The organism is Actinopolymorpha singaporensis, from assembly GCF_900104745.1.
Taxonomy (GTDB): domain Bacteria; phylum Actinomycetota; class Actinomycetes; order Propionibacteriales; family Actinopolymorphaceae; genus Actinopolymorpha; species Actinopolymorpha singaporensis.
The window spans coordinates 5,910,360-5,937,167 of the sequence record NZ_LT629732.1 but is presented as its reverse complement, the minus strand read 5'-3'; the positions used below and the strand labels follow the sequence as shown (position 1 = coordinate 5,937,167).

At 70.3% G+C, this 26,808-nt stretch carries 27 protein-coding genes and 2 tRNA genes; 14 read left to right on the top strand and 15 right to left on the bottom strand.

The annotated features are described in order from the left end of the window. Window positions 1-28 precede the first annotated feature (28 nt). A complete protein-coding gene (locus tag BLU27_RS26575) occupies window positions 29-448 on the bottom strand; it encodes a DoxX family protein (protein WP_197681585.1) in 420 nt (139 codons plus the stop codon). Between the two features lie 91 nt (window positions 449-539). On the opposite strand from BLU27_RS26575, the gene BLU27_RS26570 reads away from it, so the two are divergent. Beyond that, window positions 540-1,181, top strand: a complete 642-nt coding sequence (locus BLU27_RS26570; protein WP_092656310.1) for a TetR/AcrR family transcriptional regulator — start codon at window positions 540-542, stop codon at window positions 1,179-1,181. A gap of 48 nt (window positions 1,182-1,229) precedes the next feature. Here the strand turns inward: BLU27_RS26570 and BLU27_RS26565 are convergent, their stop codons facing one another. Both BLU27_RS26565 and selD read right to left on the bottom strand, forming a co-directional pair. After that, complete coding sequence (locus BLU27_RS26565; RefSeq protein ID WP_206744629.1) at window positions 1,230-2,324, bottom strand: permease; 1,095 nt, start codon at window positions 2,322-2,324, stop codon at window positions 1,230-1,232. Window positions 2,325-2,412: 88 nt separating this feature from the next. Further along, on the bottom strand, window positions 2,413-3,450 hold the full coding sequence (gene selD / locus BLU27_RS26560) for a selenide, water dikinase SelD (RefSeq protein WP_092656308.1): 1,038 nt from the start codon (window positions 3,448-3,450) through the stop codon (window positions 2,413-2,415). A gap of 185 nt (window positions 3,451-3,635) precedes the next feature. Between selD and senA the strand changes: the two genes are divergently transcribed. Both senA and senB read left to right on the top strand, forming a co-directional pair. Beyond that, entirely contained in the window at window positions 3,636-4,970 is a 1,335-nt protein-coding gene (gene senA / locus BLU27_RS26555) for a selenoneine synthase SenA (protein ID WP_197681584.1), read from the top strand. Window positions 4,971-5,030: 60 nt separating this feature from the next. Next, the gene (senB, locus tag BLU27_RS26550) at window positions 5,031-6,017 is read left to right on the top strand and encodes a selenoneine biosynthesis selenosugar synthase SenB (protein WP_092656307.1); all 987 of its coding nucleotides are present in this window, start codon (window positions 5,031-5,033) and stop codon (window positions 6,015-6,017) included. A gap of 16 nt (window positions 6,018-6,033) precedes the next feature. Here senB and BLU27_RS26545 read toward each other — a convergent pair whose 3' ends face one another. Beyond that, window positions 6,034-6,372, bottom strand: a complete 339-nt coding sequence (locus BLU27_RS26545; protein ID WP_092656306.1) for an MmcQ/YjbR family DNA-binding protein — start codon at window positions 6,370-6,372, stop codon at window positions 6,034-6,036. A 256-nt stretch (window positions 6,373-6,628) separates the two neighbouring features. Between BLU27_RS26545 and BLU27_RS26540 the strand changes: the two genes are divergently transcribed. Continuing rightward, entirely contained in the window at window positions 6,629-8,068 is a 1,440-nt protein-coding gene (locus BLU27_RS26540) for an MFS transporter (protein ID WP_092656305.1), read from the top strand. 104 nt (window positions 8,069-8,172) lie between these two features. Here the strand turns inward: BLU27_RS26540 and BLU27_RS26535 are convergent, their stop codons facing one another. From BLU27_RS26535 to BLU27_RS26500, 8 genes are all read right to left on the bottom strand, one after another. Continuing rightward, window positions 8,173-9,060, bottom strand: coding sequence for a cation diffusion facilitator family transporter (locus BLU27_RS26535; protein WP_241827657.1), 888 nt, complete (start codon window positions 9,058-9,060; stop codon window positions 8,173-8,175). A gap of 374 nt (window positions 9,061-9,434) precedes the next feature. Then, window positions 9,435-11,012 carry a multicopper oxidase family protein gene (locus BLU27_RS26530; protein ID WP_092656303.1) on the bottom strand — a complete coding sequence of 526 codons (1,578 nt, stop codon included), beginning with the start codon at window positions 11,010-11,012 and terminating at the stop codon, window positions 9,435-9,437. 89 nt (window positions 11,013-11,101) lie between these two features. After that, window positions 11,102-11,587 carry a hypothetical protein gene (locus BLU27_RS26525; RefSeq protein WP_092656302.1) on the bottom strand — a complete coding sequence of 162 codons (486 nt, stop codon included), beginning with the start codon at window positions 11,585-11,587 and terminating at the stop codon, window positions 11,102-11,104. A gap of 95 nt (window positions 11,588-11,682) precedes the next feature. Further along, the gene (locus tag BLU27_RS26520) at window positions 11,683-11,961 is read right to left on the bottom strand and encodes a GNAT family N-acetyltransferase (protein ID WP_157728817.1); all 279 of its coding nucleotides are present in this window, start codon (window positions 11,959-11,961) and stop codon (window positions 11,683-11,685) included. A 43-nt stretch (window positions 11,962-12,004) separates the two neighbouring features. After that, the gene (locus BLU27_RS26515) at window positions 12,005-12,649 is read right to left on the bottom strand and encodes a DUF305 domain-containing protein (RefSeq protein ID WP_092656300.1); all 645 of its coding nucleotides are present in this window, start codon (window positions 12,647-12,649) and stop codon (window positions 12,005-12,007) included. A gap of 69 nt (window positions 12,650-12,718) precedes the next feature. Further along, window positions 12,719-13,351 carry a class I SAM-dependent methyltransferase gene (locus BLU27_RS26510; RefSeq protein WP_092656299.1) on the bottom strand — a complete coding sequence of 211 codons (633 nt, stop codon included), beginning with the start codon at window positions 13,349-13,351 and terminating at the stop codon, window positions 12,719-12,721. Between the two features lie 76 nt (window positions 13,352-13,427). Continuing rightward, complete coding sequence (locus BLU27_RS26505; RefSeq protein ID WP_092656298.1) at window positions 13,428-14,381, bottom strand: M56 family metallopeptidase; 954 nt, start codon at window positions 14,379-14,381, stop codon at window positions 13,428-13,430. A 4-nt stretch (window positions 14,382-14,385) separates the two neighbouring features. Then, complete coding sequence (locus BLU27_RS26500) at window positions 14,386-14,760, bottom strand: BlaI/MecI/CopY family transcriptional regulator (protein WP_092656297.1); 375 nt, start codon at window positions 14,758-14,760, stop codon at window positions 14,386-14,388. A gap of 114 nt (window positions 14,761-14,874) precedes the next feature. On the opposite strand from BLU27_RS26500, the gene BLU27_RS26495 reads away from it, so the two are divergent. From BLU27_RS26495 to BLU27_RS26480, 4 genes are all read left to right on the top strand, one after another. Continuing rightward, window positions 14,875-15,531, top strand: a complete 657-nt coding sequence (locus BLU27_RS26495) for a phosphatase PAP2 family protein (RefSeq protein WP_092656296.1) — start codon at window positions 14,875-14,877, stop codon at window positions 15,529-15,531. After that, a complete protein-coding gene (locus BLU27_RS26490) occupies window positions 15,528-16,916 on the top strand; it encodes a bifunctional DedA family/phosphatase PAP2 family protein (protein ID WP_092656295.1) in 1,389 nt (462 codons plus the stop codon). Before BLU27_RS26495 ends, BLU27_RS26490 begins: the two co-directional genes overlap by 4 nt. Window positions 16,917-17,040: 124 nt before the next feature. Further along, window positions 17,041-17,493: a GNAT family N-acetyltransferase gene (locus tag BLU27_RS26485; protein ID WP_092656294.1), complete on the top strand. Its 453-nt coding sequence runs from the start codon at window positions 17,041-17,043 to the stop codon at window positions 17,491-17,493. Window positions 17,494-17,597: 104 nt separating this feature from the next. Further along, the gene (locus BLU27_RS26480; protein WP_092656293.1) at window positions 17,598-18,113 is read left to right on the top strand and encodes a GNAT family N-acetyltransferase; all 516 of its coding nucleotides are present in this window, start codon (window positions 17,598-17,600) and stop codon (window positions 18,111-18,113) included. 7 nt (window positions 18,114-18,120) lie between these two features. Here the strand turns inward: BLU27_RS26480 and BLU27_RS26475 are convergent. Then, window positions 18,121-18,194: transfer RNA gene (locus tag BLU27_RS26475), tRNA-Gly, on the bottom strand. 217 nt (window positions 18,195-18,411) lie between these two features. Between BLU27_RS26475 and BLU27_RS26470 the strand changes: the two genes are divergently transcribed. Both BLU27_RS26470 and tig read left to right on the top strand, forming a co-directional pair. After that, a tRNA-Pro gene (locus BLU27_RS26470) sits at window positions 18,412-18,485 on the top strand. Between the two features lie 181 nt (window positions 18,486-18,666). Next, complete coding sequence (gene tig, locus BLU27_RS26465) at window positions 18,667-20,109, top strand: trigger factor (RefSeq protein ID WP_157728816.1); 1,443 nt, start codon at window positions 18,667-18,669, stop codon at window positions 20,107-20,109. Between the two features lie 126 nt (window positions 20,110-20,235). Here the strand turns inward: tig and BLU27_RS26460 are convergent, their stop codons facing one another. Together BLU27_RS26460 and BLU27_RS26455 are read right to left on the bottom strand one after the other, a co-directional pair. Then, a complete protein-coding gene (locus BLU27_RS26460) occupies window positions 20,236-21,576 on the bottom strand; it encodes an MFS transporter (RefSeq protein ID WP_092656291.1) in 1,341 nt (446 codons plus the stop codon). Further along, complete coding sequence (locus BLU27_RS26455; protein ID WP_092656290.1) at window positions 21,573-22,325, bottom strand: ArsR/SmtB family transcription factor; 753 nt, start codon at window positions 22,323-22,325, stop codon at window positions 21,573-21,575. The genes BLU27_RS26460 and BLU27_RS26455 overlap by 4 nt, the downstream gene beginning before the upstream one ends. Window positions 22,326-22,553: 228 nt before the next feature. On the opposite strand from BLU27_RS26455, the gene BLU27_RS26450 reads away from it, so the two are divergent. The 4 genes from BLU27_RS26450 (at window position 22,554) to BLU27_RS26435 (ending at window position 26,790) form a co-directional block, all read left to right on the top strand. Beyond that, complete coding sequence (locus BLU27_RS26450; protein WP_092656289.1) at window positions 22,554-23,168, top strand: ATP-dependent Clp protease proteolytic subunit; 615 nt, start codon at window positions 22,554-22,556, stop codon at window positions 23,166-23,168. A gap of 28 nt (window positions 23,169-23,196) precedes the next feature. Continuing rightward, the gene (locus tag BLU27_RS26445; protein WP_241827656.1) at window positions 23,197-23,886 is read left to right on the top strand and encodes an ATP-dependent Clp protease proteolytic subunit; all 690 of its coding nucleotides are present in this window, start codon (window positions 23,197-23,199) and stop codon (window positions 23,884-23,886) included. 410 nt (window positions 23,887-24,296) lie between these two features. After that, window positions 24,297-25,598: an ATP-dependent Clp protease ATP-binding subunit ClpX gene (gene clpX / locus BLU27_RS26440; RefSeq protein WP_092656288.1), complete on the top strand. Its 1,302-nt coding sequence runs from the start codon at window positions 24,297-24,299 to the stop codon at window positions 25,596-25,598. Next, window positions 25,570-26,790 carry a WD40/YVTN/BNR-like repeat-containing protein gene (locus BLU27_RS26435; RefSeq protein ID WP_092656287.1) on the top strand — a complete coding sequence of 407 codons (1,221 nt, stop codon included), beginning with the start codon at window positions 25,570-25,572 and terminating at the stop codon, window positions 26,788-26,790. The genes clpX and BLU27_RS26435 overlap by 29 nt, the downstream gene beginning before the upstream one ends. Window positions 26,791-26,808 lie beyond the last annotated feature (18 nt).

Sequence of the window (26,808 nt, the reverse complement as noted above, 5' to 3'; positions counted from 1 at the left end):
CAGGCGTTCGGCGGTATGCCGTCGTTCGTCAGAGGCGGCGGCTGGGCGGACGCAGGGCCCACGACGACAGGGTCAGGCCGGCGAATGCGAACGGAGCGATCAGGCTGCCTGTCGGCTGGTGCACGGCGATGGTCGATGCGATCGCGCCGAGCAGGTTGATCATGACGCCGGCGTACGCCCACTCCTTCAGCCGGGGCAGGTGGGGCGCCGACAGCACCACGGCGGCGGCGATCTTCGCCGTACCCATGATCGTGGCGAGGTAGCTGGGATAGCCCAGTTCGATCATCACCGGATAGAAGGGCGGCATCCGCAGCAGGTCCATCGCGCCGCCGATCGCACATTCGCCGACCACGAGCGCGGTAGCCGTCCAGTAGACGCCGGGGCGCCAACGTGCTCGGGTTCGAGACGTTTGGTCCGCCGGCCGGAACGCTGTCATGGTTCGGGTCATCGAGCAACCTCCCGTCGGGACCGCATACCCGCTATCGATACGGTTCCGTTCTCTTAACGTGGAACGGTAGCGTCTCGATGGAGGTGGGGCAATGTCTTCGGCCAAGCCTGCTTCGACTTCGACCAGGCAGCGGAAGCAGGGCGAGCAGAGGGAGCCGATCTCGCGGGGCGCCGGCGCCCGTCAGCGGGTGCTGCGCGCCGCCCTGGAGGTGCTGGACGAACACGGCCTGCCCGGCTTCACCATGGAGGCGGTGGCCCGGCGAGCGAACGCCGGCAAGGCCACGCTGTACCGCCACTGGCAAAGCGCCGGGGCCCTGCTGGTCGACGCGATGGACGCGACGTTCCAGCCGTTCCCGGTGCCCGACACCGGCCGGGTCGAGACCGACGTCGCACAGCTGCTCACCGCGTTCGTCAGGCTGCTGGAGGAGACGCCGTTCCCGCGGCTGCTCGCCGCGTTCGTCGACGCCGCCGAACGCGACCCCGCCCTGGCCACCCTGCACGCCGACCTGACCGAACGCCGCCGCGAGCCGGTCCTCGTCGTGCTCGACCGCGCCCGCGAGCGCGGCCAGCTGCCCGGCCACCTCGACGTGGAGCTGGCGACCGACCTGCTCACCAGCCCGTTCTTCTATCGCCGGTTCGTCGCTCACCGGCCGATCCCGGAGGGCATGGTCGACGCTGTCGTCGCCCACGTCCTCGGAGGCGAGGTGGTCCGCCGGCGCTCCAAGCCGTCGTAGACCGATCCGGACACCGGTCCCTGACAACCCGGCCTTGACGTCTCTGCGCTACAGGGTCCAGAGGGCCAGACCGGTCCCGATGCCGACGACCACGACGGCGCCGAGCAAGGCGAGCAGGACGCGTGCCGGGAACGACCGCCGCAGCATGATGAGCGACGGCAGACTGAGCGCCGGAAGCGTGACGAGCAACGCCCCCACCGGACCGGCGCCCATGCCGGCGTGGAGAAGTCCCTGGATGATCGGGATCTCACCGGCGGTGGGAATGACGAACAGCGCGCCGGCGACAGCGAGTACGACCAGCGCGAGGACGCCCCATTCGGCCAGGTGCCCGCTGATCGGGAACATCCATGCGCGGACGGCGCCGAGTCCCAGAACGATGACGAGGTACTCCGGCACGAGCGTGAGCGACAGCCTGCCGAACGTCCGGGCGAACCGCCCCAGCGCCTCGCGTGGGGCCACGCTGGTGTCGGCCTCCTCGTCCGCCGTCCAGGTCGATTCGGCGGACGGCTGCGGGCTCAGCCGGGCCACCAGCGGCGGGACGACGAAGACGAGGAGAACGCCTGCCACGATCCGTACGCCCACCCACTGCAGGGGCAGTACGACCGCCATGAAGACGAGCACCGCCGGGTTGAGCGTGGGGTTGCCGATCCAGTACGCCAGCGCCGAACTGGTCGGCACACCACGCCGGCGCAGCGACGCGGTGACCGGAGCGGTGCAGCAGGTGCACATCATCGAAGGCATCGAGAGCAGTCCGCCGGCCAGCGACCCGCCGAGGCGTCGCGGCCCGCTGGTGAGCACCCGGACCAGCCACTGGCGCGGCAGAAACGCCTCCACCGCCGAGGCGATGACGAGCGCGGCGAGCAGCGCCATCCACACCGACTTGAAGTACGCCAGCCCGAACGACCACGCCGCGTGCCACGACGGTGCCGGTGGCGCGGCGGAGCCGTCGGTGACGGAGGAGGTGGCGTCCAGTTTGCCGGTGTGGAGCACCCCGGCCGTCTTGTGGACGTACGGCAACCACTTGGCCCAGGTCAGTGCGATCACCAGGACGACCACGAAGACGGCCAGCCCGACCAGCATCCCCTTCGCCGAGGGGCCCGGCGGTGCGGACGCCTCGGATCGCCCGGTCTCGGATGGCGGCACCGACGATGAGGTCGTAGCGGGGCGAGCGTCTCTTCCTGCGGCGCTGGTGTGTTCGCTCATGCGTCCCCTCCGTTGGTGCTCCCGAATCTCACTGCCGTAGGTGCAACCGCCCCGTTCCAGGTGTGGCGCGGCCCACGGCGGCGCAGGTGTGGCCGGTGGATTCGAGCCGGTCGAGCACCTCCCGTACGGCCTCGGGGGCCACGCCGAAGAGCAGCCCGCCGGAGGTCTGCGCGTCGGCGAGCAGGTTCACGGTCAGCTCGTCGGTGCTTCCTGGATCCAGCCGGTCGCGTACCCACTCCAGGTTCCGCTCCGAACCTCCCGGCAGGTATCCGTCCGCCGCCAGGTCGCGTGCGCCGGGAAGCACCGGAACGGCGGCGACGTCGAGGTCGACGTCGACCTCGGACGCCCGCGCCATCTGACCGAGGTGGCCGAGCAGGCCGAAACCGGTCACGTCCGTGCAACCGTCGGCTTCCGCATCGAGCGCCGCGGCCGAGGCGTCGAAGTTCGTACGGGTCATCGACGCGACCATCGCGGCCACCGCGTCCTCAGATGCCCGGCCGGCCTTTGCCGCCGTTGAGATGACCCCGGTGCCGATGGGTTTGGTGAGCACGAGTACGTCGTTCGCGCGCAATCCGGAGTTACGCAGCACGCGGTCCGGATGCACCTCACCGACCACGCTCAGCCCGAACTTCGGCTGGGGGTCGTCGACCGTGTGACCGCCGGCGATCACGAAGCCGCACTCGTCGGCGACCTCGGCCGCTCCGGCGAGCACCTCGTCGAGGAGCTCGGAGGAGAGCTCGGCCGAGTTCCAGCAGACCAGGTTGAGCGCGAAAAGCGGGCGGCCGCCCATGGCGTACACGTCGGACACCGAGTTGACCGCGGCGACCCGGCCCCAGACCCGGGCGTCGTCGACGATCGGCGTGATGAAGTCGGCGGTCGACACGAGGGCGCGGCTGTCGTCGAGTCGCCACACCGCGGCGTCGTCGCCTGTCTCGGTCCCCACGATCAGGTCGGGGTGACCGGCGTGTAGGTGGCGCAGGACCTGCGCCAGCTCGCCAGGAGCGAGTTTGCCGGCTCAACCAGCACGGTGACTGTAGCTGGTGAGCCGCCTCGGCTGCTGGTTCATCGCCCTCCCCTTCGGTAGGTTCGCTCCCGCAGCCTAACCACGACGGACCCGTTCGGCCGAGACCTCGTGTCCCTCCTCGGCCGGAGTTGCCGAACGGAGTTTGCCGAACGAAGGTGTCCGCCGGAGTTGTTCGGACGGAGTTGTTCGGACGGAGTTGTCGAGCGGAGAGACCGGAGGAGCACCTCGTGGGCAGTACGACGGATGTGCGGTCGCTGACGGCGGACGAGTTGGCCGGCTGGGTCAGGGACGCGAGCAGCCGGCTGGCCGAGCTGGTCGCCGACCTGTCCGACGAGCAGATGATCGGGCCGAAGATCCCGACGATCAATCCGCTGATCTGGGAGATCGGGCACATCACGTGGTTCATGGAGACTTTCGTGCTGCGGCGTGCGCTGGCGGAGCCGCCGATCTTCGAGCAGGGCGACGCGGTCTGGGATTCCGGCGCCATTCCGCACGACACCCGCTGGTCGCTGGTGCTTCCGTCGCGGAAGGAAACGCTTGCCTACGTCGACGAGGTCGCCGAGCGGGTGGCGGAGCGGCTCGGGCGTACGGATGCGACCGCGCAGCTGCGCTACATCACCCGGTACGCCGTACACCACCACGACATGCACACCGAGGCGCTGACGTACACGCGGCAGACGCTCGGCTATCCCGCCCCCACGCTGCCCGGCGCGGCGGTGCCGGGCGAGGTGCCCGACCCGCCGGGTGAGGGCGGCCCACTGGCCGGGGACGCGCAGATCCCCGGTGGCCGGTTTCTTCTCGGCGCCGACCGGGACGAGGCGTTCGTCCACGACAACGAGAAGTGGGTCCACCCTGTCGACCTGGCGCCGTTCGCGCTGGCCAGGGCAGCGGTGACCCAGGCCGAGTACGCCGCCTTCGTCGACGACGGCGGTTACCGGCGGCGCGAGGTGTGGGGCGACGAGGGCTGGACGTGGCGTCGCGGCGTCGACGCGCAAGCCCCTGTCTACTGGCGGCGCGGTGCGAACGGGTGGGAACGCCGCGACTTCGACCGCTGGGTCCCTCTGGAGCCGCACCGACCGGTGAGCCACGTCAGCTGGCACGAGGCGCAGGCGTACTGCCGGTGGGCCGGCCGGCGACTGCCCACCGAGGCGGAGTGGGAGGCTGCCGCGATCGGTCAACCGGACGGGTCGGGCGGACTGTCCCCGCGCAAGCGGCGGCTTCCGTGGGGAGACGGCGCGCCGGAGGCCGAGCACGCCAACCTGGACTGGCGCCACCTCGGCACCACCGACGTCGGCACCTACCCCGCGGGCGACAGCGCGTTCGGCTGCCGGCAGATGGTCGGCAACGTGTGGGAGTGGACAGCCAGCACGTTCGAGCCGTACCCGAACTTCGAGCAGGATCCCTACCGCGACAACTCCTGGCCGTGGTTCGGCAGCCGGAAGGTGCTGCGCGGCGGGGCGTGGGCCACCCGGTCGCGGTTCATCCGGGGGACGCTGCGGAACTACTTCACGCCCGACCGGCGCGACGTACTCGCCGGGTTCCGGACCGCCGCCGAGGACTGAGCGGGCGGAGTGGGCTGATCGCCTGCGTGGACTGATCGCCTGAGTGGACTGGAGGGCCTGATGCGGATCTGCCTGGTCACCCCGGCTCCGCCGCACAGCTACCACGGCAACCGCGTCACAGCGCTGCGCTGGACGGCCATCCTGCGCGTGCTCGGCCACTCCGTCGAGGTCACCCAGACCTACGACGGCGGCCCGATCGACCTGCTGGTCGCGCTGCACGCACGCAGGAGTGCCGATGCCGTACGACAGGTCCGGGCGCAACGACCGGCCACACCGATCGTGCTCGCCCTCACCGGCACCGACCTCTACCCCGGCCTTGAGAGCACCGGCGTCGATCCGGGAGTCCTGGAGGCGGCGGACCGGCTGGTGGTCCTCCAACCGCTCGGTGTCGAGCAGATCCCCGAGCACCTGCGTGGACGTGCCCGGGTCATCGAGCAGTCTGCCGAACCCCCGCCCTGCAACGCTACGTCCGCGCCTTCCCGCCCGGGGGAGGGCCACTTCGCCGTCGCCGTTCTCGCGCACGTACGGCAGGTGAAGGATCCGTTCGTGGTTGCAGCGGCCGTACGCCTGCTCCCCGTCGACTCACGGATCCAGGTTCAGCACGCCGGTGCGGTCATCGAGCCCGAACTCGGTGCCCGGGCCCAGCAGGAGTCGCGGACGAATCCGCGCTACACCTGGCTGGGTGAACTCCCGCCGCCGGATGCCCAGCGGTTGCTCGCCCGCAGCCGCCTGCTGGTCTGTCCCTCCCGGCACGAGGGCGGGGCGAACGTGATCTCGGAGGCACTGGCGGCCGGCGTCCCGGTCGTGGCCTCGAGAATCCCTGGTACGGAAGGGATCCTCGGCGCGGACTACCCCGGCTACTTCCCGGTCGGCGACGCGGAAGCCCTTGCCGAGCTGCTGTACCGCGTCGAAGGCAACCGTGCAGGCCTGTACGACGACCTCGTACGGCACTGCGGGCGGCTGGCCGACCTCGCGTCACCCGAGCGGGAGCGGGACGCCTGGGCTGCCCTCCTCGCCGAGCTCCGCGGCGCGGACCCGCGGGGGTGAGTCGCGGCGCATCCCGTCAGCGGCCGGCCCGGTAGGCCCGGACGAGGCGCGCGGGTGCTCGGTAGGCCCAGGCCTCCGTCACCAGTTCCACGACCACCGCGTCCGGCAGCCGGGGATATGCGACCCGTACGGAGACCAGTCGCCTGCCGTGCCAGTCCTCGGTGCAGATCTCCGGCCATTCGGCGACGGCCTCCCGGATCGCGACCTCCCCGGGCATCAGGCTGATGCCGTTCTGGTCCAGTCCACTGGCGAAGCGCGGTCGCCCCTGGACACGAAACGACGGCCGGCCACCGTGGTCGTACTCCACGGCGCCGGGACAACTCAGTGCGAGTTCACGCACCTGGTCGGCGTCCACGCGCCGATGCTACCGACGACTGGACCCGCGGCGACGACCGGTGTACGCGTCGGGCAGGCATACCCCCTATGGGTAGCTGGGTGTCAGGGTCGCCAGGCTGCCCGGCCGCATGGGGACAGGTCAATGCCCTGCCTCACTGTGCGTTCAGTCGTCCTTGGACAGTTTTCCTGGCCGATGGATCGCGCTTGACAGGATTGGATAGGGTACCCCCCTAGGGTATAGATCCTTACCCCGAACTTCGAGTCGAGGAGTAGAGATGGGTGCCGTCCACAGACCCGCGCGGCGGCGCGGGCCGGCGTTGGGGTTGATCGCCCTGGCGCAATTCATGGTGATCATGGACACGTCGATCATCGGCGTCGCACTGCCGAGGATGCAGGCCGATCTGGGCTTCAGCCAGGAGAACCTGTCCTGGGTCTTCAACGCCTACGTGGTGGCGTTCGGCGGACTCTTGCTGCTGGGCGGCAGGTTGTCGGACCTGTTCGGCGCTCGCCGGATCTTCGGTGCCGGCTGGGCGACTCTGCTGGTCGGATCGCTGGCCGCCGGCCTGGCCACCAGTCCCGGAGTCGAGCTCGCCGCACGAGCGGTCCAGGGCGCCGGTTCCGCGCTGATCGCGCCGTCTGCGCTCACGCTGTTGTTCATGCTGTTCGGATCCGATCCGAAGGAGCTCACCAAGGCGCTCGCGCTGTACGGCGCCGCGGCACCGGCCGGTGGAACGGCAGGTGTGTTCCTCGGGGGCGTACTCACGCAGTACGCCTCGTGGCCGTGGGTCTTCTTCGTGAACGTGCCGGTGGCGCTTCTGGCGCTCCTCGGCAGCCGGGCGCTGATGCCGGCCGGGGGAGGCCGCGGCGGATCCGTCGACGTGGTTGGTGCGGCCACGGTCACGGCCGGCCTGGCACTCGCGGTCTACGGCATCGTGCGCGCGCCGGAGGTGGGCTGGTTCTCCGGCTCGACCCTTGGCGTGCTGACGCTGGCACTCCTGCTGCTGGTGACGTTCGTCGTGGTCCAGGCCAACCGGCGCGAGCCGCTCATGCGGCTGTCCATCTTCCGGCGGCCCGACCTGGCCGGGGCGAACCTGGCACAGCTGTTGCTGGGTGCTGCGTGGATTCCGATGTGGTTCTTCCTCAACCTCTACCTGCAGCAGGTGCTCGGCTACAGCGAGTTCCCCGCCGGCGCGGCGCTGCTGCCGATGACCGGACTGATCATGCTCGGGATGATCGTCCTGGCGCCCAAGGCGATGGCCCGCTTCGACGTACGGACGATGGTCGTGTCCGGCCTTGTGCTGCTGGCCGTCGCCATGGGCTGGTTGTCGTTCGTCCGTCCCGACGGAAGTTTCTGGGTGGACGTCCTTCCCGCCGGCCTGCTCGCCGCGCTCGGTATGAGCCTGGCGTTCATCCCGTCGCTGGGGACCGCGATCTCGGCCGCGCCGCCGGAGGACGGCGGCCTGGCGTCCGGCATCGTCAACGTCAGCTACCAGGTCGGCTCCGCGCTCGGTCTTGCCGTCGTCACCGCGATCGCCACGGCCAACGGCGCCGGCCGGATCGGTGACCCCACCGCCCTCGCCGGCGGATTCTCCGCCGCCTTCGTGAGTGCGGCCGTCGTCGCCCTCCTCGGGGCCGTACTCGCTGTCGTCACCATCCGGGGCAGGCGAGCTGCGGCTGCGACGGACCCAGACCAGGCGGAGAAGGTCGCCGCCTGACCATCGCCGCACAGCAGCCGAGGGCCGGTGACCGACTCACGGTCGCCGGCCCTGCGTCTGTCCGCAAGGTGGTGCGACCTGCTAGGCGTCCACGCGGGGGCAGGTCATTCGTGGTTGTGGTGCGCGGTGCGGCTGTGCGCGAGCTGACCTTGCGGGCCGAGGGGGTTGGTGTGGATGTTGGAGCGCACAAGGCGCGGCACCGCGTGCAGCAGGCGGTGTTCGGCGTCGTGGGCGATGTTGTGGGCGTCGACGATGCTCAACCGTGAATCGACGGCGATGTCGATCTCCGCGTGGAGGGCATGTCCGACCCAGCGCAGGCGTACGGTCTGCACCGCCGCGACGCCCGGAGTCTCGGCGGCCACCTGTTCGGTGAGGTGCACCAGGTGAGGGTCGACCCCATCCAGGAGCCGGCCGAAGACCTCGCGCGCCGCACCCCACAGCACGCTCACGATGGCGAGGGTGATCAGCAGGCCGACCACCGGGTCCGCCCACGACCATCCGGCCGCGATCCCTCCGGCGGACAGCAGGACGGCAAAGCTGGTGAACCCGTCGGTGCGGGCGTGCAGCCCGTCGGCGACCAGGGCGGCCGACCCGATCTGCTTGCCTACCTTGATGCGGTAGCGGGCGACGAGTTCGTTGCCGGCGAAGCCCACAAGACCGGCGAGAACGAGCCAGCCCAGATTCGTGACCTGTCGCGGATGGGTCAGGCGGTCGACGGCCTCCCAGGCGGCGAGCCCGGCGGAGCCGGCGATGACGAGGACCACGACGAGCCCGGCGAGGTCTTCGGTGCGGCCGAGTCCGTAGGTGAACCGTCTGGTGGCGGCCCGGCGACCCAGGAGAAATGCGATCGCGAGGGGCACCGCGGTCAGCGCGTCCGCGAAGTTGTGCAGGGTGTCGCCCAGCAGAGCCACCGAACTGGTCACGCTGACCAGGACGGCCTGGGCGGCCGCGGTGACCATCAGGGCGGCGAAGGAGATCCACAAGGCACGCATGCCTCGCCTACTGGCCTCCAGCGCCCCGTCGACCACATCAGCCGTGTCGTGACTGTGCGGGGTGACGACGTGCCGGAGCTTGGCGAGCCACGATCCAGACCGGTGCCCATGGCTGCCATGCCCATGCCCGTGGCCGTCGTGGCTGTGGCCGTGGCTGTTGGTGGGAGCTGAGGTCACCCACCAAGGATCACACCAGAACCCGATTGCAGCACCCCCCGAACAACCACGCCTGCGCAACCGCGAATCATGTGCAGGACGCCTGCCGTCGCGAGGCGGCGCAGCGGCGCAGGGGTGGCGTTCTCGGGCACGCTGGGCCGCGACGGTTCGGCGCCATCCGTCGCGGCCCTGGCCGACCGAGAACAGCCGGAGTCCCCCTACGTCCGGTATCCGAGGAGGGTCATCATGCCCGCTTCGGCGTGGTAGACGTTGTGGCAGTGCACCATCCAGATTCCTGGGTTGTCGGCGTCGAAGTCGACCGTGAGCGTCTTGCGGGGCAGGACGATCGCGGTGTCCTTGCGCAGGCCGTTGCCCAGGGCGAAGGTGTGGCCGTGCAGGTGGATCGGGTGCCACATGGTGGTGGTGTTGACGAAGTTGAGCCGTACGCGTTCACCGGCCCGTACCGGCGTGACGTGTGACAGGTCGTAGGGCTTTCCGTCGAAGGCCCAGTCGTACTTCATCATCGAGCCGGTCAGCTTCAGCGTCTCCGTACGGTCCGGGGCGCGGTTGGCGAGCCGGACGTCATCGGCGGGCTTGAGTTCGCGGTAGGAAACCAGGTGGCCGTCGAGTTCGCGGGGACGGGTGCGCGTCGTCGGCGCGGACCCGGCGCCGGTTCGTACGACCGCGAGCGCGGAAGCCTTCTTGCCCTCGGCCACGCCGGCCAGCGGGAAGACGCCGGAGCCGAGGGTGACGAGTACGTCGTAGCGTTCGCCCATGCCCAGCAGGAGAGCGTCGGTCTGCACCGGGTTCACGGCGTACCCGTCGGTATGGGTGACCGTCATGCGGTGGCCACCGAGGGCGACCCGGAACGCGGTGTCCCCGGAGGCGTTGACGAACCGGATGCGCAGCCGAACTCCCGGCTTGCCGCGGTAGGACGCCGGCGCGCTGGGCAACCTGCCGTTGACAAGGAAGTGCGGGTAGCGCACGTCGCCGGCGTCGCCGCCGAGCACAGGGCTGGTGGCACCCATCATCATGTAGCCGCTGTCGCCGCTCATGCCACCACCCATGCCGCGGCGGAGTTCGGCAAGAACCCGTTCGGGGGTTCCGGTGACGCCGTCCAGCCAGTCGTCGAGGACGACGATCCACTCGTCGTCGTAGTCGAGCGGCTCGTTCGGGTCGTCGACGATCAGGGGCGCGTACAGGCCGCGGTCCAGTTGTGGGCCGGTGTGCGGATGGAACCAGTACGTGCCCGGGTTCGCCGCGGTGAACTCGTAGGTGAACTCCTTCCCTGTGGGGACGTTCTTCTGGGTGACGCCGGGTACGCCGTCGGCGTCGTTGCGCAGGGAGAGCCCGTGCCAGTGCACTGTGGTGTCCGCAGGGAGCTGGTTGCTCAGCCGGGCGCGGACCACCTCACCCGCGGTGACCCGGATCGGCTTGCCCGGAAGCCGGCCGCCGTAGGTCCAGGTGCTGACCGTCTTCCCGCCGAGGTCGATCTGTCCGGTGGTGGCGGTCAACCGGAAGTCGCGAATCCTGCCTGGCTTGCGGGCGGCCTCCGCTGCCCGGACCTGCGGTCCGTCCGGGCCGACGAATCCTTTCGGCAGGCGTCCGGTGGGGTGGGGGGTAGGGGTCGCGGCAGTGTCGTGGCCCATGGAGTCGTGGCCCATGGAGCCGTGCCCCATCGACTGGTGGTCCATGGACCCGGCAGGGGTGTTGTCCTCGCCGCAGGAGGCGAGCAGGCCGGCGCCGGCGGTGGCCAGCGCGGCGCGGAGAAGGGTGCGTCGATCGACTGGACGCATGGTGGTGTTACCTCACGATCGTCGAAGTAAAGCGGTCCGGGAGTACGCCGAAGTCCGGTCACGACGAGATCGCGACCGGGGAGGCGCTCCTAGATCCGCTGCACCGACAGATCGGCGAGGTGAAGACCGACAGCGGGGCGGCCGGGTGGTCCACGAGTCCCGGATCCGCCGATCCCCACGCCGACGCGGCGCCGCGGCACGATGCCTTCGTCCCGGCGAAGCCGCGCCAGGCGTAGGGCGATGATCAGACCGAGCACCGTCAGAACACCCAGGCAGACCGACAGCGGGTCCAGACCCATGCCCCGGTCGCCCGATTTGTGGGAGGTCACTGTGTGGTGCCTTCCCGGAGCGATCGAGCGAGCGTCGTTGCCCGTGGCGTTGACCTGGGCTGAGCCGGCTGTCGCGGGATCGGCGTGCTCCGATCCATGGCTGGAATGAGCAGGTACGGCCTGCGTACCCATCTCCGGCGGGTGGTGGGAGGAGGGGTGCCCGAGCGTGTGCATCCCCACGACGCCGAGCGTGAGCAGGCCGAGGAGGAGCAACCGCACCGCGGCCGATCCCCGCCTGCCGGCCATCGCGTTCTCCCTGCTCCCTTTGGGCTTTCGCGCTCAGGGTAACTCCACCGACCGGCAGCCCGGTTGTCCGCCCGACCACCCTCTCGGGCGCCGCTTCAGCGCGCGATGTCCTTACGCATGAGGAGGAACGCGTGCCCGGCCGGATATCCGTCGGCCCGCCCGGCTTCCTCGAAGCCGTGGCGCAGGTAGAAGTCCGGTGCCTGGAACGTGTGCGTGTGCAGAACGATCTGGGTGCAGGAGCGCGTTCGGGCCTCCTCGGTGATGGCCTGGAGCAACCAGCCGATCCCGGTTTCCGCGACGTTGAAGCTGTTGATCCGGTCCGCGAGGACGGCAGCCAACTGCGGGTTCGCGCCACCACACCGAATGTCCGTCACCGGCGACATGCTGCCGTACTGAAGGGCTGGAGCGCTGTGGCCGTCAGAGGTTCTTCAACATCACCCGCATCTGCTTGATCTCGGCGGCCTGGCTGGTGGCGATGTGCGCGGCCATCGCCCTCGCGGGCGGGTAGAGACCCTTGTGCAGTTCGACTTCCGCCATCTCGATCGCGCCGGCGTGATGGCGGATCATCATCTGCAGGAACATCCGGTCGAACCCGGCCCCGGACGCGCGCCGCATCCTGTCCATGTCGTGCTGGTCCATCATCCCCGGCATGTGTGGGCCAGGAGTCATGTCAGGGCTCGTCATGTGGGGGCCCGGTGTCATGCCGTGGTGCGGGGAGTGCTCGCCGGGCTCCTCCATGTGGGGTGCCATGTCGCGCTCCAGGCTGGGTACGGGTTCGCCCCAGGCCTTCAACCAGGCGGTCATCTCCGCGATCTCGGGCTCCTGGGCCTTCTCGATCCGCCCGGCCAGCGCCTTCACCTGCGGACTGGAAGCACGAGCCGCGGCCAGCTCGCTCATCACGACTGCCTGCTCGTGGTGAGGGATCATTCCCTGAGCGAACGCAACGTCCTGCGCGTTGTGCTTTCCGGCCGGCGCGGTCGCAGTGGGGGACGCGGCGCCGAACTCCTGCTTGGTGGCCGGGTCGCCCGGCCCGCACCCTGTCAGGACCGCACCGATCGCCATGGCGGTTGCGACAAGGATCAGTGCCCGGTGCGGAGGTCAAACTCCGCTCGGTGGGGCCATGCCGGCCCGTTACCCAGGCGGCGGAGACCCGACACTTCCGGGCTCGACAGCGGCCTTTCGTGCGGTCAGCTCGACGGCCCGGCTGTTCCTGCGGCGTGGGCGCAGCCCGAGTGCCACGCGGTCGAAGCCCGCCGCCTGCGCGGCCTGCCGTAACTCCTCCGGCTCCCGGCCGAGGACGTGGCGATGGACCGTGAGCACGAGTCGCCCCTCGGGGCGCAGCACCCGCGCGATCTCGGCGAAACCGGCGTCCAGTCTCCAGAGCATGACGTTGTTGACGGAGATCGCGACATCGAGACTTTCCGCTGCGGCGCCGGTGACCTCGGCGGTCCCGCTGCGAAGCTCGACGACCCCGTTCCGGATCTCGCGGGCGCAGCGTTCTGCTGCCATGCGGCGCATCGTGTCGGAAGGATCGACGCCGAGCACGTGTCCGGTGGGCCCCACCGCGTCCGCCGCGAGCGCCAGCCCCACGCCCGGGCCGTGGCCGACCACCAGGACCCGTTCGCCCGGTTTCAGCTCAGCGGAACCAACCGCCCACCGCTCCTGTTCGGCGTTGCCGCGGACCATGAGGCGGCCACCGAGCCGGCCGAGGATCCCCCGTGGATGTCCGAAGGCGGGATCCACGATGCGCATCAGCAGGTTCATGTCCGAAGCCCACCACAACGCCGACCCAGGTGCGATCCGGGAAAGCCCTGATGAGGGGAGTTCGATCCGGTGTACGTCAGCGGTGCGGTGCAGACGTGGTGGTGGCCTGTTCGAACAGACGCTCGCCCTGGCGTTCGACGGCCGCTCCTCCCGCGGTCAGCACGACCAGCAACGCGACGAGAGCGGCGATCCCGGCGCGGACGTGCCGAGCGGGCGGGTCGATGAGGGCTTGAACCCTGGTGGGTACGTCACCTCCGACCGCGGCGGTCGCGCTGCTGTCGGACCGTGCGAAGAGAGCCGGGCTTTGCGCCTTGCGGCTGTGTGCCTGGCGGGTGAGGGCGGCGCGTGCCAGGGCGCGGGCCACCAGACGGCGGTCGGCCATGTCCGCGGCCGCGTCCTCGTCGGCCCAGCGCTCCACCGCATGGCGTACGGCCTGGGACGTACGCGGGAGGAAGGGACTCGCCGCAGCCGCGATGTCCGCGACGAGGATCCACCAGCTGTGCCGATGCCGGACGTGGGACCGCTCGTGCGCGAGGAGCGCCGCTCGTTCGTCGCCGGTCAGGGTCGCCAGCATGCCGCGGGTGACGATGATCCGGCCGGCGGCCTCCGGTGTGGTGAACGCGTCGGGGACCTCGCTGTCGACCACCACCACCGCGCCGGGTCCGCCGAGCCGTCCGCAGAGGCGGTGGATCCGCAGCATGGCCCGGCTCCGTGCGACCACCCGCAGGATCGTCCGGACGCACACCACCGCGAGTACGCCGAGGGCGACCTCGGCGACCGTGGGCGCGATCGGTGCCAGTGCCCGTAGCCGTTGTGGCGACCAGGGTCCGAGCTCGGCGATCTCCGCGTACTGCCCGATCCAGGTGAACGCCATGACGGCCAGAACGAACCACACCGCCGCGCTGACCGCCATACCGGCGGGGACGAGCAGCCTGGTCGCCATGGCCGGCGGGAGGCTCCGAGCAAGCGCCGGCGCGGACCATCCGTACGCGCCGGCGCAGGCCAGCACCACGAGTACCGAAGCGATCACCGGCCTACCCCTGATCGTCCGGGTCGGTCGAGCGGAGCAGTTGGGTCAGCAGTTCCTCGTCCTCCTGAGAGAGGCTGCCGACGAACCGGGTGAGGACCGCGCCGCGGTCGGTGTCGCCGTCCAGGAGTTGCCTCATCTGGAACGCCGTCACCTGGGAGGGGTCGCGCACCAGCTGATAGCCGTACCCCCGTCCGACGGGGGTGCGGGTGACCCGCCCCTTGCGGTGGAGCCGGCTGAGCACGGTCGTGATCGTGTTGTACGCCAGCGCGTTGCCCAGCCGCTCGCGGACCTGGCCCGGGGTCGTCGGACCGTCGGACGGGTCGAGGGCGGCGAGGATCTCCTGTTCAAGATCGCCGTGCCCGCGCCGAGGCAAACTCACGTATCCCTCCGTACCTACAAAGTTTGTAGTAGTACTCTCCACCTACAACGACTGTAGGTGACGCCAGGTGATTCCGAGGCTGCGGCCGCACTACCGGTAGGAGAACGCCGTCATATGGGCACAGTGATGCTTGCCTCTGCCGCCGGGCAACTGCCGGACGACCCGGCGTGGTTCCGGGCCGTCAACCACTTCTCCCGGGCGACCGGATGGCTGCACGCACCGGTCAGCGCGTACGCGAAGTACGGCGTGGTCCTCTTCGCGCTCCTGCTGCTGTGGGGGTGGTGGACGGCCCGCGGGACCGGCGACCTGAGCAGGATGGCGGCAGCGCTGTGGGCGCCGGTGGGAATGCTGGTCGCCGTGGGGCTGAACCAGCCGATCGTGCACGGCGTAGACGAAGCGCGTCCGTACGCCGCGTTGCCGCACGTGCTGGTTCTGGTGTCCCGCAGCACCGACGCCTCGTTTCCCAGTGACCACGCGACGATGGCGGGGGCGGTGACGGCCGGCCTGTTCCTGGTGAGCTACCGGCTTGGCCTGGTCGGCCTGGTCGCGGCGTTGGTGATGGCATTCGCCCGGGTCTATGTGGGCGCCCACTATCCCGGAGACGTCCTCGCGGGGCTGGCGTTCGGAGCGGCCGTGGTGCTCGTGGGCTTCGTGGTGCTCCGGCGGGCACTGCTGTGGCTGGTCGAAATGCTGGCTCGTACGCCGCTGCGCCCGCTGCTGACCGCCGCGCCGAGGCCGGTCGAAGCCCCGAGGGCCCCGGTCGCCTCGTGATCAACACGGTCGCCTCTCACATCCTGGCGCTGCCGGCATGGGTGGCGCTGGTGGTGGTGTTCGCGCTTCCCGCGCTGGAGTCGTCGGCGTTCGTGGGGTTCGTCTTTCCCGGCGAGATCGCGCTGATCCTGGGCGGGGTTCTGGCGTACGAGGGCCGGGTCAGCCTGGTCGCCGTCCTGGTCGCCGGGATCGGTGGTGCGGTGATCGGTGACTCCGTCGGCTACCTGGTCGGACGCAGGTACGGTCGGCGGCTGCTCGAGGGAACTCTGGGCAGGCTGATCAACCACAAGCACTTCGACCACGCGGAGCACTATCTCGCCGAGCGCGGTGGCAAGGCGGTCTTCCTGGGACGCTTCACCGCCGCGTTGCGCGTGATGATCCCCGGGCTGTCGGGAATGTCGCGGATGCACTACCCGAAGTTCGCCGCCTTCAACATCGCCGGCGGCCTCGCCTGGGGCGGCATGTGTGTGCTGCTCGGCTACCTCGGAGGCAGCAGCTGGCGGCACGTGGAACACCTCGCCTCCCGTATCGGGCTGGGCGTCCTGGCCGTCGTCGTGCTGCTGGCGGTGGGCGGCTACCTGCTCCGCCGGACGCGTGGTGACTGGTGGCTGCGGCAGGTCGAGCGCGTACGAGAGAGCCCGATCGCGACCCGGTTGACGAACCGCTACCCGAGGCAGATGAGTTGGATCGGCGGCCGGTTCGCTCCGAGTTCGCCGACCGGCCTGACGATGACCGTCGCCGTGGCGGTGGCCGTCGGATCGACCTGGGTGTTCCTCGGCGTGAGCCAGGACGTCCTCGCCCACGAGGAACTCGCCACCATCGACCCCACCGTCCACACCTGGGTTCTCCACCACCGCGAGGCATGGCTGAACGACGTCATGCGGGTCCTCACGTGGCTGGGCTCGAACACGGTGCTGCTGCCCGGACTGCTCGTCGCGGCGATCGTGCTCGTTCGCGCCCGGCGCTCGTGGCGACCGGCCGTCACCATCGCCGTGATGTACGGATCTGCTCTGCTGGTCCATGCCGTCGTACGGGACTGGGTGCACCGTGCCCGCCCACCGGCCGCGGACTGGCTGTCCGGCGCCGGCGGCTGGTCCTATCCCTCCGGCCACACCATCCAGGCGACCGTGGCGTGGGGCATCGTCGCCATCCTGGCCATGGGTCAGACCTCGGGGCGCGCCCGCACATACCTGGCCGCCGTCGCCGCGACGGTGGTGCTGCTGGTGTCCGCCAGCAGGGTCTACCTCGGCGTGCACTGGCCCACCGACGTACTCGCCTCGCTCGCCCTCGGAGTCGGTCTGCTGGGCCTGTACGGCATCGTGCGCCTGGCGACACCCGCCCGCAGCGAGGTCGAGCGAGAAGCCGGGCAACTCGAACCCGCCTGACCCCTGCAGTCCGACGCGAACCGCTGCTGTCGTACGACGGCCGTGCCGACGGCCCGTGCCGAAGGTTGAAGGGGGGCAAGCGAATTCTGTTGCCGGTACCCGTCGAACGAGCCAGGGTGGGCCGATGATCTTCGCGATCAGGCCTGTCCGGCTGAGTGACTACGACGACCTGCGGCCGCTGATCGACCCGCATGATCCCGAGCCGAGGGCACGGCAGGTGTTCGCCCGGCTCCTCGGAGACGACAGGTGGGCGATCATCGGCGCGTACCGCGAGGACGTCGCCATCGGGTACGTCGCAGCGCAGGACTACGGACCACATCTCAGGCACGGTGACTTCCACCGGACCGTTCGCATGCACGACCTGATCGTGACCGAGTCCGAGCGCGGCAACGGTGCGGGTACGCAACTGCTGAACGCGGCGATCGGGTGGGCCAGAGGCCGCGCCCGCTATCTCGAATGGCAGGCCCACGAAACCCGGGCGGCGCCCTTCTACACCAAGCTCGGATACACCGGGCTCGCGTGCCCGCAGCCGCACTACCCGACGTTCGAGGTGGATCTGCGTCCAGAGCGCCGATGACCGAGCGACGAGGGCCGACCGGGCAAGGCCGTGAGCCTGCCCACGGAGATCCCGGAGCGCGGCTCCCGTCCCGGCGGACTACCTCGTCTGGGTAAAGTCGGCCGATGCCCGAGCTGATGCCTCTGAGCGCGCTCCATGCCCCTGCGGTCCTGGCCTTCGAGTTGGAGAACCGCGCCTACTTCGCCGACTTCATCTCCGACCGCGGCGACGACTACTACGAACAGTTCGCCGACAGGTACACCGCTCTGCTCGCCGAGCAGGAGGACGGCAGCTGTGCCTTCCACGTTCTTGTCGCCGAGGACGGCGCGGTGCTTGGCAGGTTCAACCTGTACGACATCAAGGACGGCACCGCCGAACTCGGCTACCGCGTCGCGCAGCATGTCGCCGGCCGCGGCGTTGCGACCTCGACCGTCCGGGAGCTGTGCACGCAGGCCGCGGCGCAGCACGGACTGCGCACACTCAGGGCAGCCACGTCTCTTCACAACATCGCGTCCCAGAAGGTGCTGAGCAAGGCCGGCTTCGTCCCGGACGGCCCGGCCGATCCAGCTGACGTCGGCGGCAGGCCGGGCACCTGGTATCGCCGTGAGCTCGGGCTGCCGAGCAGCCCCCCTCTGACCTGAGGGGCGGTGGAGCGGGTGACGGGAATCGAACCCGCATGACCAGCTTGGAAGGCTGGGGCTCTGCCATTGAGCTACACCCGCGTGTGCCGGCCCATGTTCCCACGACCCCGCACAGACCGGCTCGGTGACTCACCCGTTGTGGTCCGTGGACTAAACTCCGGGCGGCACCGCGAAGTAAGCGTAGTGCCAGTCCACTCCGGTGCGCTCGGGGTGGGTGGAAGATGTCTCACGTTCCGTCCGAGCCGGCCCGGCTGCGCTGTCGCGCGTCCGGGGCGAGCCCGGTCCCGGTACGTGTCGGCGGGGAGTGGCGCAGCTTGGCAGCGCGTCGGCTTTGGGTGCCGAAGGCCGGGGGTTCAAATCCCCCCTCCCCGACGTACGACGTACGGCGTGCCCCCGTCGCGCTCACCCGCGGCGGCCGGGCACGCCGGCCGTTGGCGTACACTGCCACGCGCGTCGGGTACGTCCGCCATCGGCCGTCCCGAGGTCCCGAGCCTGCGAGCGCCGTCCGGCGCATTCGGGCGATCCACGCCGCATCCGGAGGAGATTCACGATCGTGAAGAGCGCCGTCGAGACCTTGAGCCCCACCCGGGTTCGGCTGACCGTCGAGGTGCCCTTCGAGGAGCTCAGGACAAGCCTCGACACCGCCTACCGCGAGATCGCGAAGCAGGTGACGATCCCCGGCTTCCGCAAGGGCAGGATCCCTCCCCAGATCATCGACCAGCGGGTCGGCAGGGAGTTCGTGCTCGAGCAGGCCGTCAACGAGGCCCTCCCGCAGCTGTACGTGAGCGCCCTGCAGGAGAACGACGTCGAGCCGCTCGGCCAGCCCGAGGTCGACGTCACCAACTTCGCCGACGGCGCCGACCTGACCTTCACCGCGGAGGTCGACGTACGGCCCGACGTGACCCTGCCCGAGTACAAGGGCATCGAGGTCGGCGTCGCCGGCGCCGAGGTGACCGACGAGGAGGTCGAGCAGCAGCTGACCTCCCTCCGGGAGCGGTTCGGGTCCCTGAGCACCGTCGAGCGGGCCGCCGAGGACGGCGACTTCCTCACCATCGACCTCGCCGCCAGCAAGGACGGCCAGCCGATCGAGGACGCCCAGGCGACCGGGCTCAGCTACAAGATCGGCAGCGGCTCGATGCTGGAGGGCCTCGACGACGCCGTACGCGGCAAGTCGGCCGGTGAGTCCGAGACGTTCGTCAGCCAGCTCGCCTCCGGTGAGTACGCCGGCCAGGACGTCGACGTGACCGTGGTGGTCGACAGCGTGAAGGTCCAGGAGCTGCCCGAGCTGGACGACGAGTTCGCCCAGATGGCCAGCGAGTTCGACACCCTGGACGAGCTGCGCGCCGACGTGCGCGAGCGGCTGGTCCGGCAGAAGCGGCTGCAGCAGGCCCAGGAGGCCCGCGACAACGTGCTGGAGAAGCTTCTCGACCAGGTCGACGTACCCGTCCCCGAGGGCGCGGTCACCGACGAGATCCAGGCGCGGCGGGAGGCGATCGGTCACCAGCTGCAGCACATGGGCGCGACCGAGGCTCAGTACCTCCAGAGCGAGGGCCAGACCGAGGAGGAGTTCGTCGCCGACCTCGACCGGCGTTCCCGCGAGGCACTGATGACGCAGTTCGTCCTCGACAAGGTGGCCGACACCGAGGAGCTCAACGTCAGCGAGCCCGAGCTCACCCAGGCGCTGCTCCAGCGGGCGCAGCAGGCCGGCGTGAGCCCGGACGAGTACATCCAGCAGGTCGTCCAGAACAACTACGTCCCCACGCTGGTGCGCGAGGTGCGCCGCGGTAAGGCCCTCGGCTTCCTGGTCGAGCAGGCCGTCGTGACCGACGCGTCCGGCAACCGGGTCGAGCTCAGCCGCCTCCAGGCGGACGGCACGTACGCCCCGGAGGGGTCCGAGGAGGCCGAGGGCACGGAGTCCGCTCCGGCCGAGGAGTCCACCGAGGCGGCCGAGACAGAGCAGGGCGAGCAGGGCGAGGGCGAGAAGTCCGAGTCCTGAGCTTCCCGAGTACGTCACTGTCGCCCCGGACGCCGGCCGATACGCCGGCGCCCGGGGCGACAGTCTTTTCCAGGACGGTCCCTGGGCCGGGTCCGTACGCCGTCGTACGGACCCGGCCCCGACCGGTCAGGTGACCCGCTCGGACTCCGGACCGACCCCCACGGCGGGGTCCACGCCCACGGCGGTCGCGGCCCGGTCGGCGTCCCCGCCGCGGCCCACGCCCGCCCGGCGCCGGTCCATCTCGTGCCACTCCGACTGGAGCCCCGGCAGCGTCGTGGTGAGGAAGTAGATCCCGCCGAACACCAACATCACCGGTGACAGCCCGACCAGCCCGACCAGCGCACCGCCGAGCAGTCCGCCGAACGGTATGCCTGCCCACACCAGCGCGTCCCCGAGCGCGTTGACCCGGCCGAGCAGCCGGCGGGGGATGCGTTCGAGCACCACCGCGCTGATGATCGGGTTGATGAACCCCGATCCGAACCCTGCCACCGCGTGCACCCCGAGCACCAGCCACACCGGGGCGCCCAGAGCCAGCGCGACGAACCTCGGGGCGCCGGCGATGAAGTAGCCCAGCAGGTACGTCGTACGCCGGGGAAGCCGGTGCGCGAAGGTCGCGGCCAGCAGGCTGCCGCCCACCGCGAACGCGCTCATCACCGCGGCGATCAGACCGATCGCGGCCGGGCCGCGGCCGGAGTCGCGCGCCCACACCGGCAGCAGGACCGCGAACATCGCCGCGTCCAGCAGGTTGGTCACCGCCACCATGCCGATGATCGACCGGAGCAGGCGCTCGCGGCGCAGGAAGTCGAACCCTTCGCGCAGCTGGTGGAGGTACCCGCCGGCCGCCCGCTCCTCGTACCCCTCCTCGGTGTGGTGCCGCCGTGGTGCGGTCGTGGCGATGATCACGGCGGACAGCACGAACGACGCCGAGTCGAGTGCCAGGGCGCTCAGCGGCCCGAGCAGGCCGACGACCGCCCCGGCGACCGCGGGCCCGATGGTGGAGGCGAGCCGCTCGACCGTCCCGGCGAGGCCGGTGGCGCGTTCGGTGGGCACCTGGGCGTCGGCCACGACGTCGGGGATCAGCACCTCCTTGGCCGAGTCGGCCGGACCGCGCATCGCGCCCAGCAGAGCGACCAGCGCCAGCAGGAGGCCGAAGTGCAGCAGGCCGAGAGTGTGCAGCAGCGGGATGGTCCCCACGAGCACGGCGGCGACGAGGTCACCGCCGACGTTGATGGGGCGCGGCCCGAGCCGGTCGACGAGGGGGCCGGTCAGCGCCTTGACGACGACGTACGGAGCCAGCTCGCAGAACGCCACCATGCCGGTCTTGGTGGCGCTCCCGGTCGTGACCAGCACGAACCACGGCAGGGCGATGGCTGAGATCCGGGTACCGGTGAGCGAGATCGCCTGCGCGGTGAGCAGCCCCACGAGCCCGCGCCGGGAGCGTGGCCGGGCCACGGCTTCGGTGCTCATGCGTCCCCCTCGGAGTCCTCGCCGGAGGCCGGGGTCGATGCCGCGTCGGAGCCCGAGGCGGGGTCGGTGCCGCCGAGCGCACCGGGAAGCGGGAAGAGGCCGAACTGGAACGTCGTGGGCGCGGTGCCCTCTGGTGCGGGCGCCTCCGGGTCGGCCCGGCGGTAGGGACGCAGCACCTCGAGGATCTGGTTGCTCAGCTGGTCGGCCTCAGCCGGGGTGAGCTGCAGCACGAAGTCGCTCATGGTGCTGACGTCCTGCCATTCCGGCGGAAGCGTCGCCCGCTCGTCCACGGCGCGCAGCAGGGTGTCGGCGTAGATCCGGGCGACGCTTCGCAGGTACGCATCGCCGGCCTCCGCGTCGGCGGCAGCGGCGTGCATGTCGTACCACGTGGACCGGTGGGCCGCCCGCCACCAGCGGTCCCGGCCGGTGCCGAGGTCGGTGGCCTCGACGACGAAGCCGTGGGCTGCGAGCTGGCGCAGGTGGTAGCTCGTCGCCCCGGAGTTCAGGCCCAACCGGGCCGCGAGGCGGGTCGCGGTGGCCGGCCCCTCGGTTCGGAGCAGCCCGAGCATCTGTACCCGGACGGGGTGTGCCAGGCCGCGCAGGGACTTGGCGTCCAGGGCGAGGTCGTGCTCGGGGTCGAAGTCGGGAATCGAGGCGGCTCGGTGGCCGGCCGCGGCTTCGTCGCCGGGTCCCGGCGGAGGCGTCGACCGGGACTCCGGGATCGGTGAGGAGTCGGGAGGTTCGGACATGACGGACACGGTAGACCGCAAAGAGAATTTTGCAAAGAGGTGTTTGCGGTTTGGGTCGTGACCGGGGTATTCCCTCGTCCGCCACCTCTGCGCCGTGAGCGAACACCGGCGGCTGCCTCGGGGTAACAGGGGAGGCGTTGGCTAGGGTCGGTGGCAGGTTCCAAGGCGTACGGATCGATCAGGTCCCGTACGCCACCCACCACGAGTCACGAGGACGTAGGCGAGGACGTGAACGAATACGCGCAGGAGGCGCAGGGCCCGAACGGCCAGGGCGGCCTCGATGACCACATCTACCAGCGGCTACTCAAGGAACGGATCATCTTCCTCGGTTCCGAGGTCCGTGACCAGAACGCCAACGCGATCTGCGCGCAGATGCTCGTGCTCAACGCCGAGGACCCGAACAAGGACATCTGGCTGTACATCAACAGCCCGGGCGGCTCGGTCGACTCCGGTCTGGCGATCTACGACACGATGCAGTTCATCTCCAACGACGTGGCGACCGTCGCGATGGGCCTCGCCGCGTCCATGGGGCAGTTCCTGCTCGCCGCCGGCACCAAGGGCAAGCGCTACGCGCTGCCGCACTCGCGCATCATGATGCACCAGCTGTCCGGTGGTCTCGGCGGAACGGCGTCCGACATCAAGATCCAGGCTCAGCAGAGCCTGCACCTGAAGAAGCAGCTGCAGGAGCTCACCGCGCTGCACACCGGTCAGTCGGTCGAGCAGATCGAGCAGGACGCCGACCGCGACCGGTGGTTCACCGCGGAGCAGGCCCGTGAGTACGGCTTCATCGACCACGTGGTGAAGTACGCCGGCGAGGTCACCTCCGTCGGACCCGTTTCCTGACCCGGCAGCTACCTGGAGGAAGAAGCACATGCCCACGATCCCACCGCCCCTCCCCACGCCGGGCCTGACGGCCCCCGGGCTCGCCACTCCGGCCGAGCGGCTGCCGCGCGCGGACTACTTCATCCCGCGCTGGGAGGAGCGCACTCCCTACGGCTACCGCCAGATCGACCCCTACGCGAAGCTGTTCGAGGACCGCATCATCTTCCTCGGCACGCCGATCAGCGACGACATCGCCAACGCGGTGATGGCCCAGCTGCTGTGCCTCGAGTCGATGGACCCCGAGCGCGAGGTGCAGATCTACATCAACAGTCCCGGCGGCTCCATCACGGCGCTGACCGCGATCTACGACACCATGCGCTACATCACACCCGACGTGCACACGGTCTGCCTCGGGCAGGCCGCGTCCGCGGCGGCGGTGCTGCTGGCCGCCGGCGCCCCCGGCAAGCGGTCCGCGCTCCCGCACAGCCGGATCGTCATCCACCAGCCCTACACCGAGGGCGGGTACGGACAGGCCAGCGACATCGAGATCCAGGCCAACGAGATCCTGCGCATGCGCGGCATGCTCGAGCAGATGATTTCCGAGAACACCGGTCGGCCGCTGGAGGAGGTGGCCCGCGACATCGAGCGGGACAAGTACCTCAGCGCCGAGCAGGCGGTCGAGTACGGCCTCATCGACGAGGTGCTGGTCAGCCGCAAGAAGAGCCTGGTCGAGGTCTAGGTCGAGGACCAGGCTCGACCCCGGGTGGCCGGGCCACGGCGGCCTCGTGGTTCCCGCAACACGCCCGTGCCGACCCGCGGATCCGTTACGGCGACATGCCGGTGCGCGATCGCCGCGGGTCGGCAGGCGCGGAGCGGGTATGCCCCTGCTGACCAGCGCCGTCGGCCACCCTGCGGTGACGCCCGCGGACCGTCGGGAGTTCCCGATTTCGCCAGGGGCGTACACATCGCGAGGTTGAACACGACCGTTCGCGCCGAGAACGGGGTACCGTCGTTCTCTGTACTCTCAGGTGCGCGGCTGACTGGCCCACAAGGCCGGGGCGGCGACGAGGTAGGCGACCCGCCCGGGTCCGAGGCAGGTTCGACACACGCCCGAGCATCGGGCGGAGCAACCTAAGGAGACGTTCCGGAGTGGCACGCATCGGTGACGGCGGCGACCTGCTCAAGTGCTCGTTCTGCGGGAAGAGCCAGAAGCAGGTCAAGAAGCTCATTGCAGGTCCGGGCGTCTACATCTGCGACGAGTGCATCGACCTCTGCAACGAGATCATCGAGGAGGAGCTCAGCGAGTCCTCCGAGGTAGGGCTGCAGGAGCTGCCCAAGCCGCGGGAGATCTTCGAGTTCCTCGACCAGTACGTCGTCGGCCAGGACGCCGCCAAGAAGGCCCTGTCGGTGGCGGTGTACAACCACTACAAACGCGTCCAGTCCGGCCTCTCCGCCGGCGGCCGGCACGCCAAGGACGAGCCGGTCGAGCTGGCGAAGTCCAACATTCTGCTGATCGGCCCCACCGGCTGCGGCAAGACCTACCTCGCCCAGACGCTGGCCAAGATGCTCAACGTGCCGTTCGCGATCGCCGACGCCACCGCGCTCACCGAGGCGGGCTACGTCGGTGAGGACGTCGAGAACATCCTGCTCAAACTCATCCAGGCTGCCGACTACGACGTCAAGAAGGCCGAAACGGGCATCATCTACATCGACGAGGTCGACAAGATCGCCCGCAAGAGCGAAAACCCGTCGATCACCCGGGACGTCTCCGGCGAGGGCGTGCAGCAGGCACTGCTGAAGATCCTGGAGGGCACCACCGCGAGCGTTCCTCCCCAGGGCGGGCGCAAGCATCCCCACCAGGAGTTCATCCAGATCGACACCACCAACGTGCTGTTCATCGTCGGCGGCGCTTTCGCCGGCCTCGAGCGCATCATCGAACAACGCGTCGGCAAGAAGGGCGTCGGCTTCGGCGCCAACGTGCGCACCCGGGAGGACCGGGAGAAGGAGCACACGTTCGCCGACGTGATGCCGGAGGACCTGCTGAAGTTCGGGCTGATCCCGGAGTTCGTCGGCCGCCTCCCGGTGATCGCGACCGTCCAGCCGCTGGACCGCCCGGCCCTGATGCGCATCCTCAGCGAGCCCCGCAACGCGCTCATCAAGCAGTACCAGAAGCTCTTCGAGATCGACGGAGTGGAGCTGGAGTTCAGCGAGGACGCCGTGGAGGCGATCGCCGAGCAGGCGCTGCTGCGCGGCACCGGCGCGCGCGCAACCCGCGCGATCATCGAGGAAGTCCTGCTCAACGTGATGTACGAAGTACCCAGCAGAGACGACGTGGCCCGGGTGATCGTCACACGCGAGGTGGTACTCGACAATGTCAACCCGACGCTGGTTCCGCGCGAGCAGCCAGGTCGCAAGTCCCGCAGTGGGGAGCGCCGCGAGAAGTCGGCCTGACGGTGCGCGGCCGTCACTGGCACGCACCCTCCCGGCGCTGTTCCTCGCCGCCTTCCTGATCACCTTCACGGTGCCGCTCGCCGGTGCCGGTGGACGGGCGTCGGCAAGTCCGAACGCCCCTGCGCCGGGCCAGGGCGTCGCCCCGCCTGGCTTCAGCCCCACCTCGACGTCGTGGACGACGCCGCAGGTCGGCTGGGTGCTCGGCTATTCCCTGTGCTGGCCGCCCGGCCCCGGTGAGGGCGGGCAGTGCCCGGTCCTGCTGCACACCACCGACGGCGGTGCCCACTGGACCCGCGTGCCGGCCCCGCCGATCCGCAGTTCTCCCAGCCACGCCCAGGTCCGCATCCTGTTCGCCGCGCGCTTCGGTGACTTCCTGCACCACCGCTCGATCGGCCTGGCCACCAACGGCCTGGAGCTGTACGCCACCTACGACGGCGGTCGCACCTGGCGGGCGGAGCAGCTCGCCGGTGACCGCCAGCCGGCCTTCGTCGGAGATCTGGCCGCCGCCCACCAGACCGCGTACGCCGTGGTGGCCTCCGGGTCCGGGCAGGACCGGCGCACGGAGGTCTACCGCACCCCGATCGGGGAGCGTGCCTGGTCGGCCGTGCGGGGGGTGAGCGTCGCCGACAGCGGCGGTGCGGCGTACGCCAGCGGCGCGCTCGGTGTACGGCGGAGCTCGGTCGTGGTGAGCCTCGGGCCGGTGTTCTCGCCCACCCGTTACTGGACCTCCCCGGAGGGCGCCGACTGGACGGCGCGGAGCACACCGTGCCGGCAGGAGGCCGCCACCGAGCTCGGGCCGGCCGCGCCGAGCGAGGTGTACGCACTGTGCAGCTCCAATCCCGGCCGTGGCCGGATGGACAAGGTCGTACGCCTGGCCGGCGAGGGTGGCACGTTCACGACCGTCGGGACGGCCCCGGCCACCGGCATCACCACCGGCTTCGCGGTCTCCCCAGGCGGCACGCTGGCGGTCGGCGCCACCGGCGGCGACGAGAGCTTCGTGCACATGAGCTTCGACGGCGGCCGCACCTGGCAGACCACGATGGCCGTGCCCGAGCGAGGCCCGGTGTACGACCTCGCGTTCACCGACGACCTGCACGGCACCCTGGTCGCCGGCTACGCCGACCTGCACACGTCGCAGCTGTTCCGAACCGACGACGGCGGCCACACCTGGAAGCCGTTCACCGCGGGCTGAATCCGGTCGCAGTGGGCC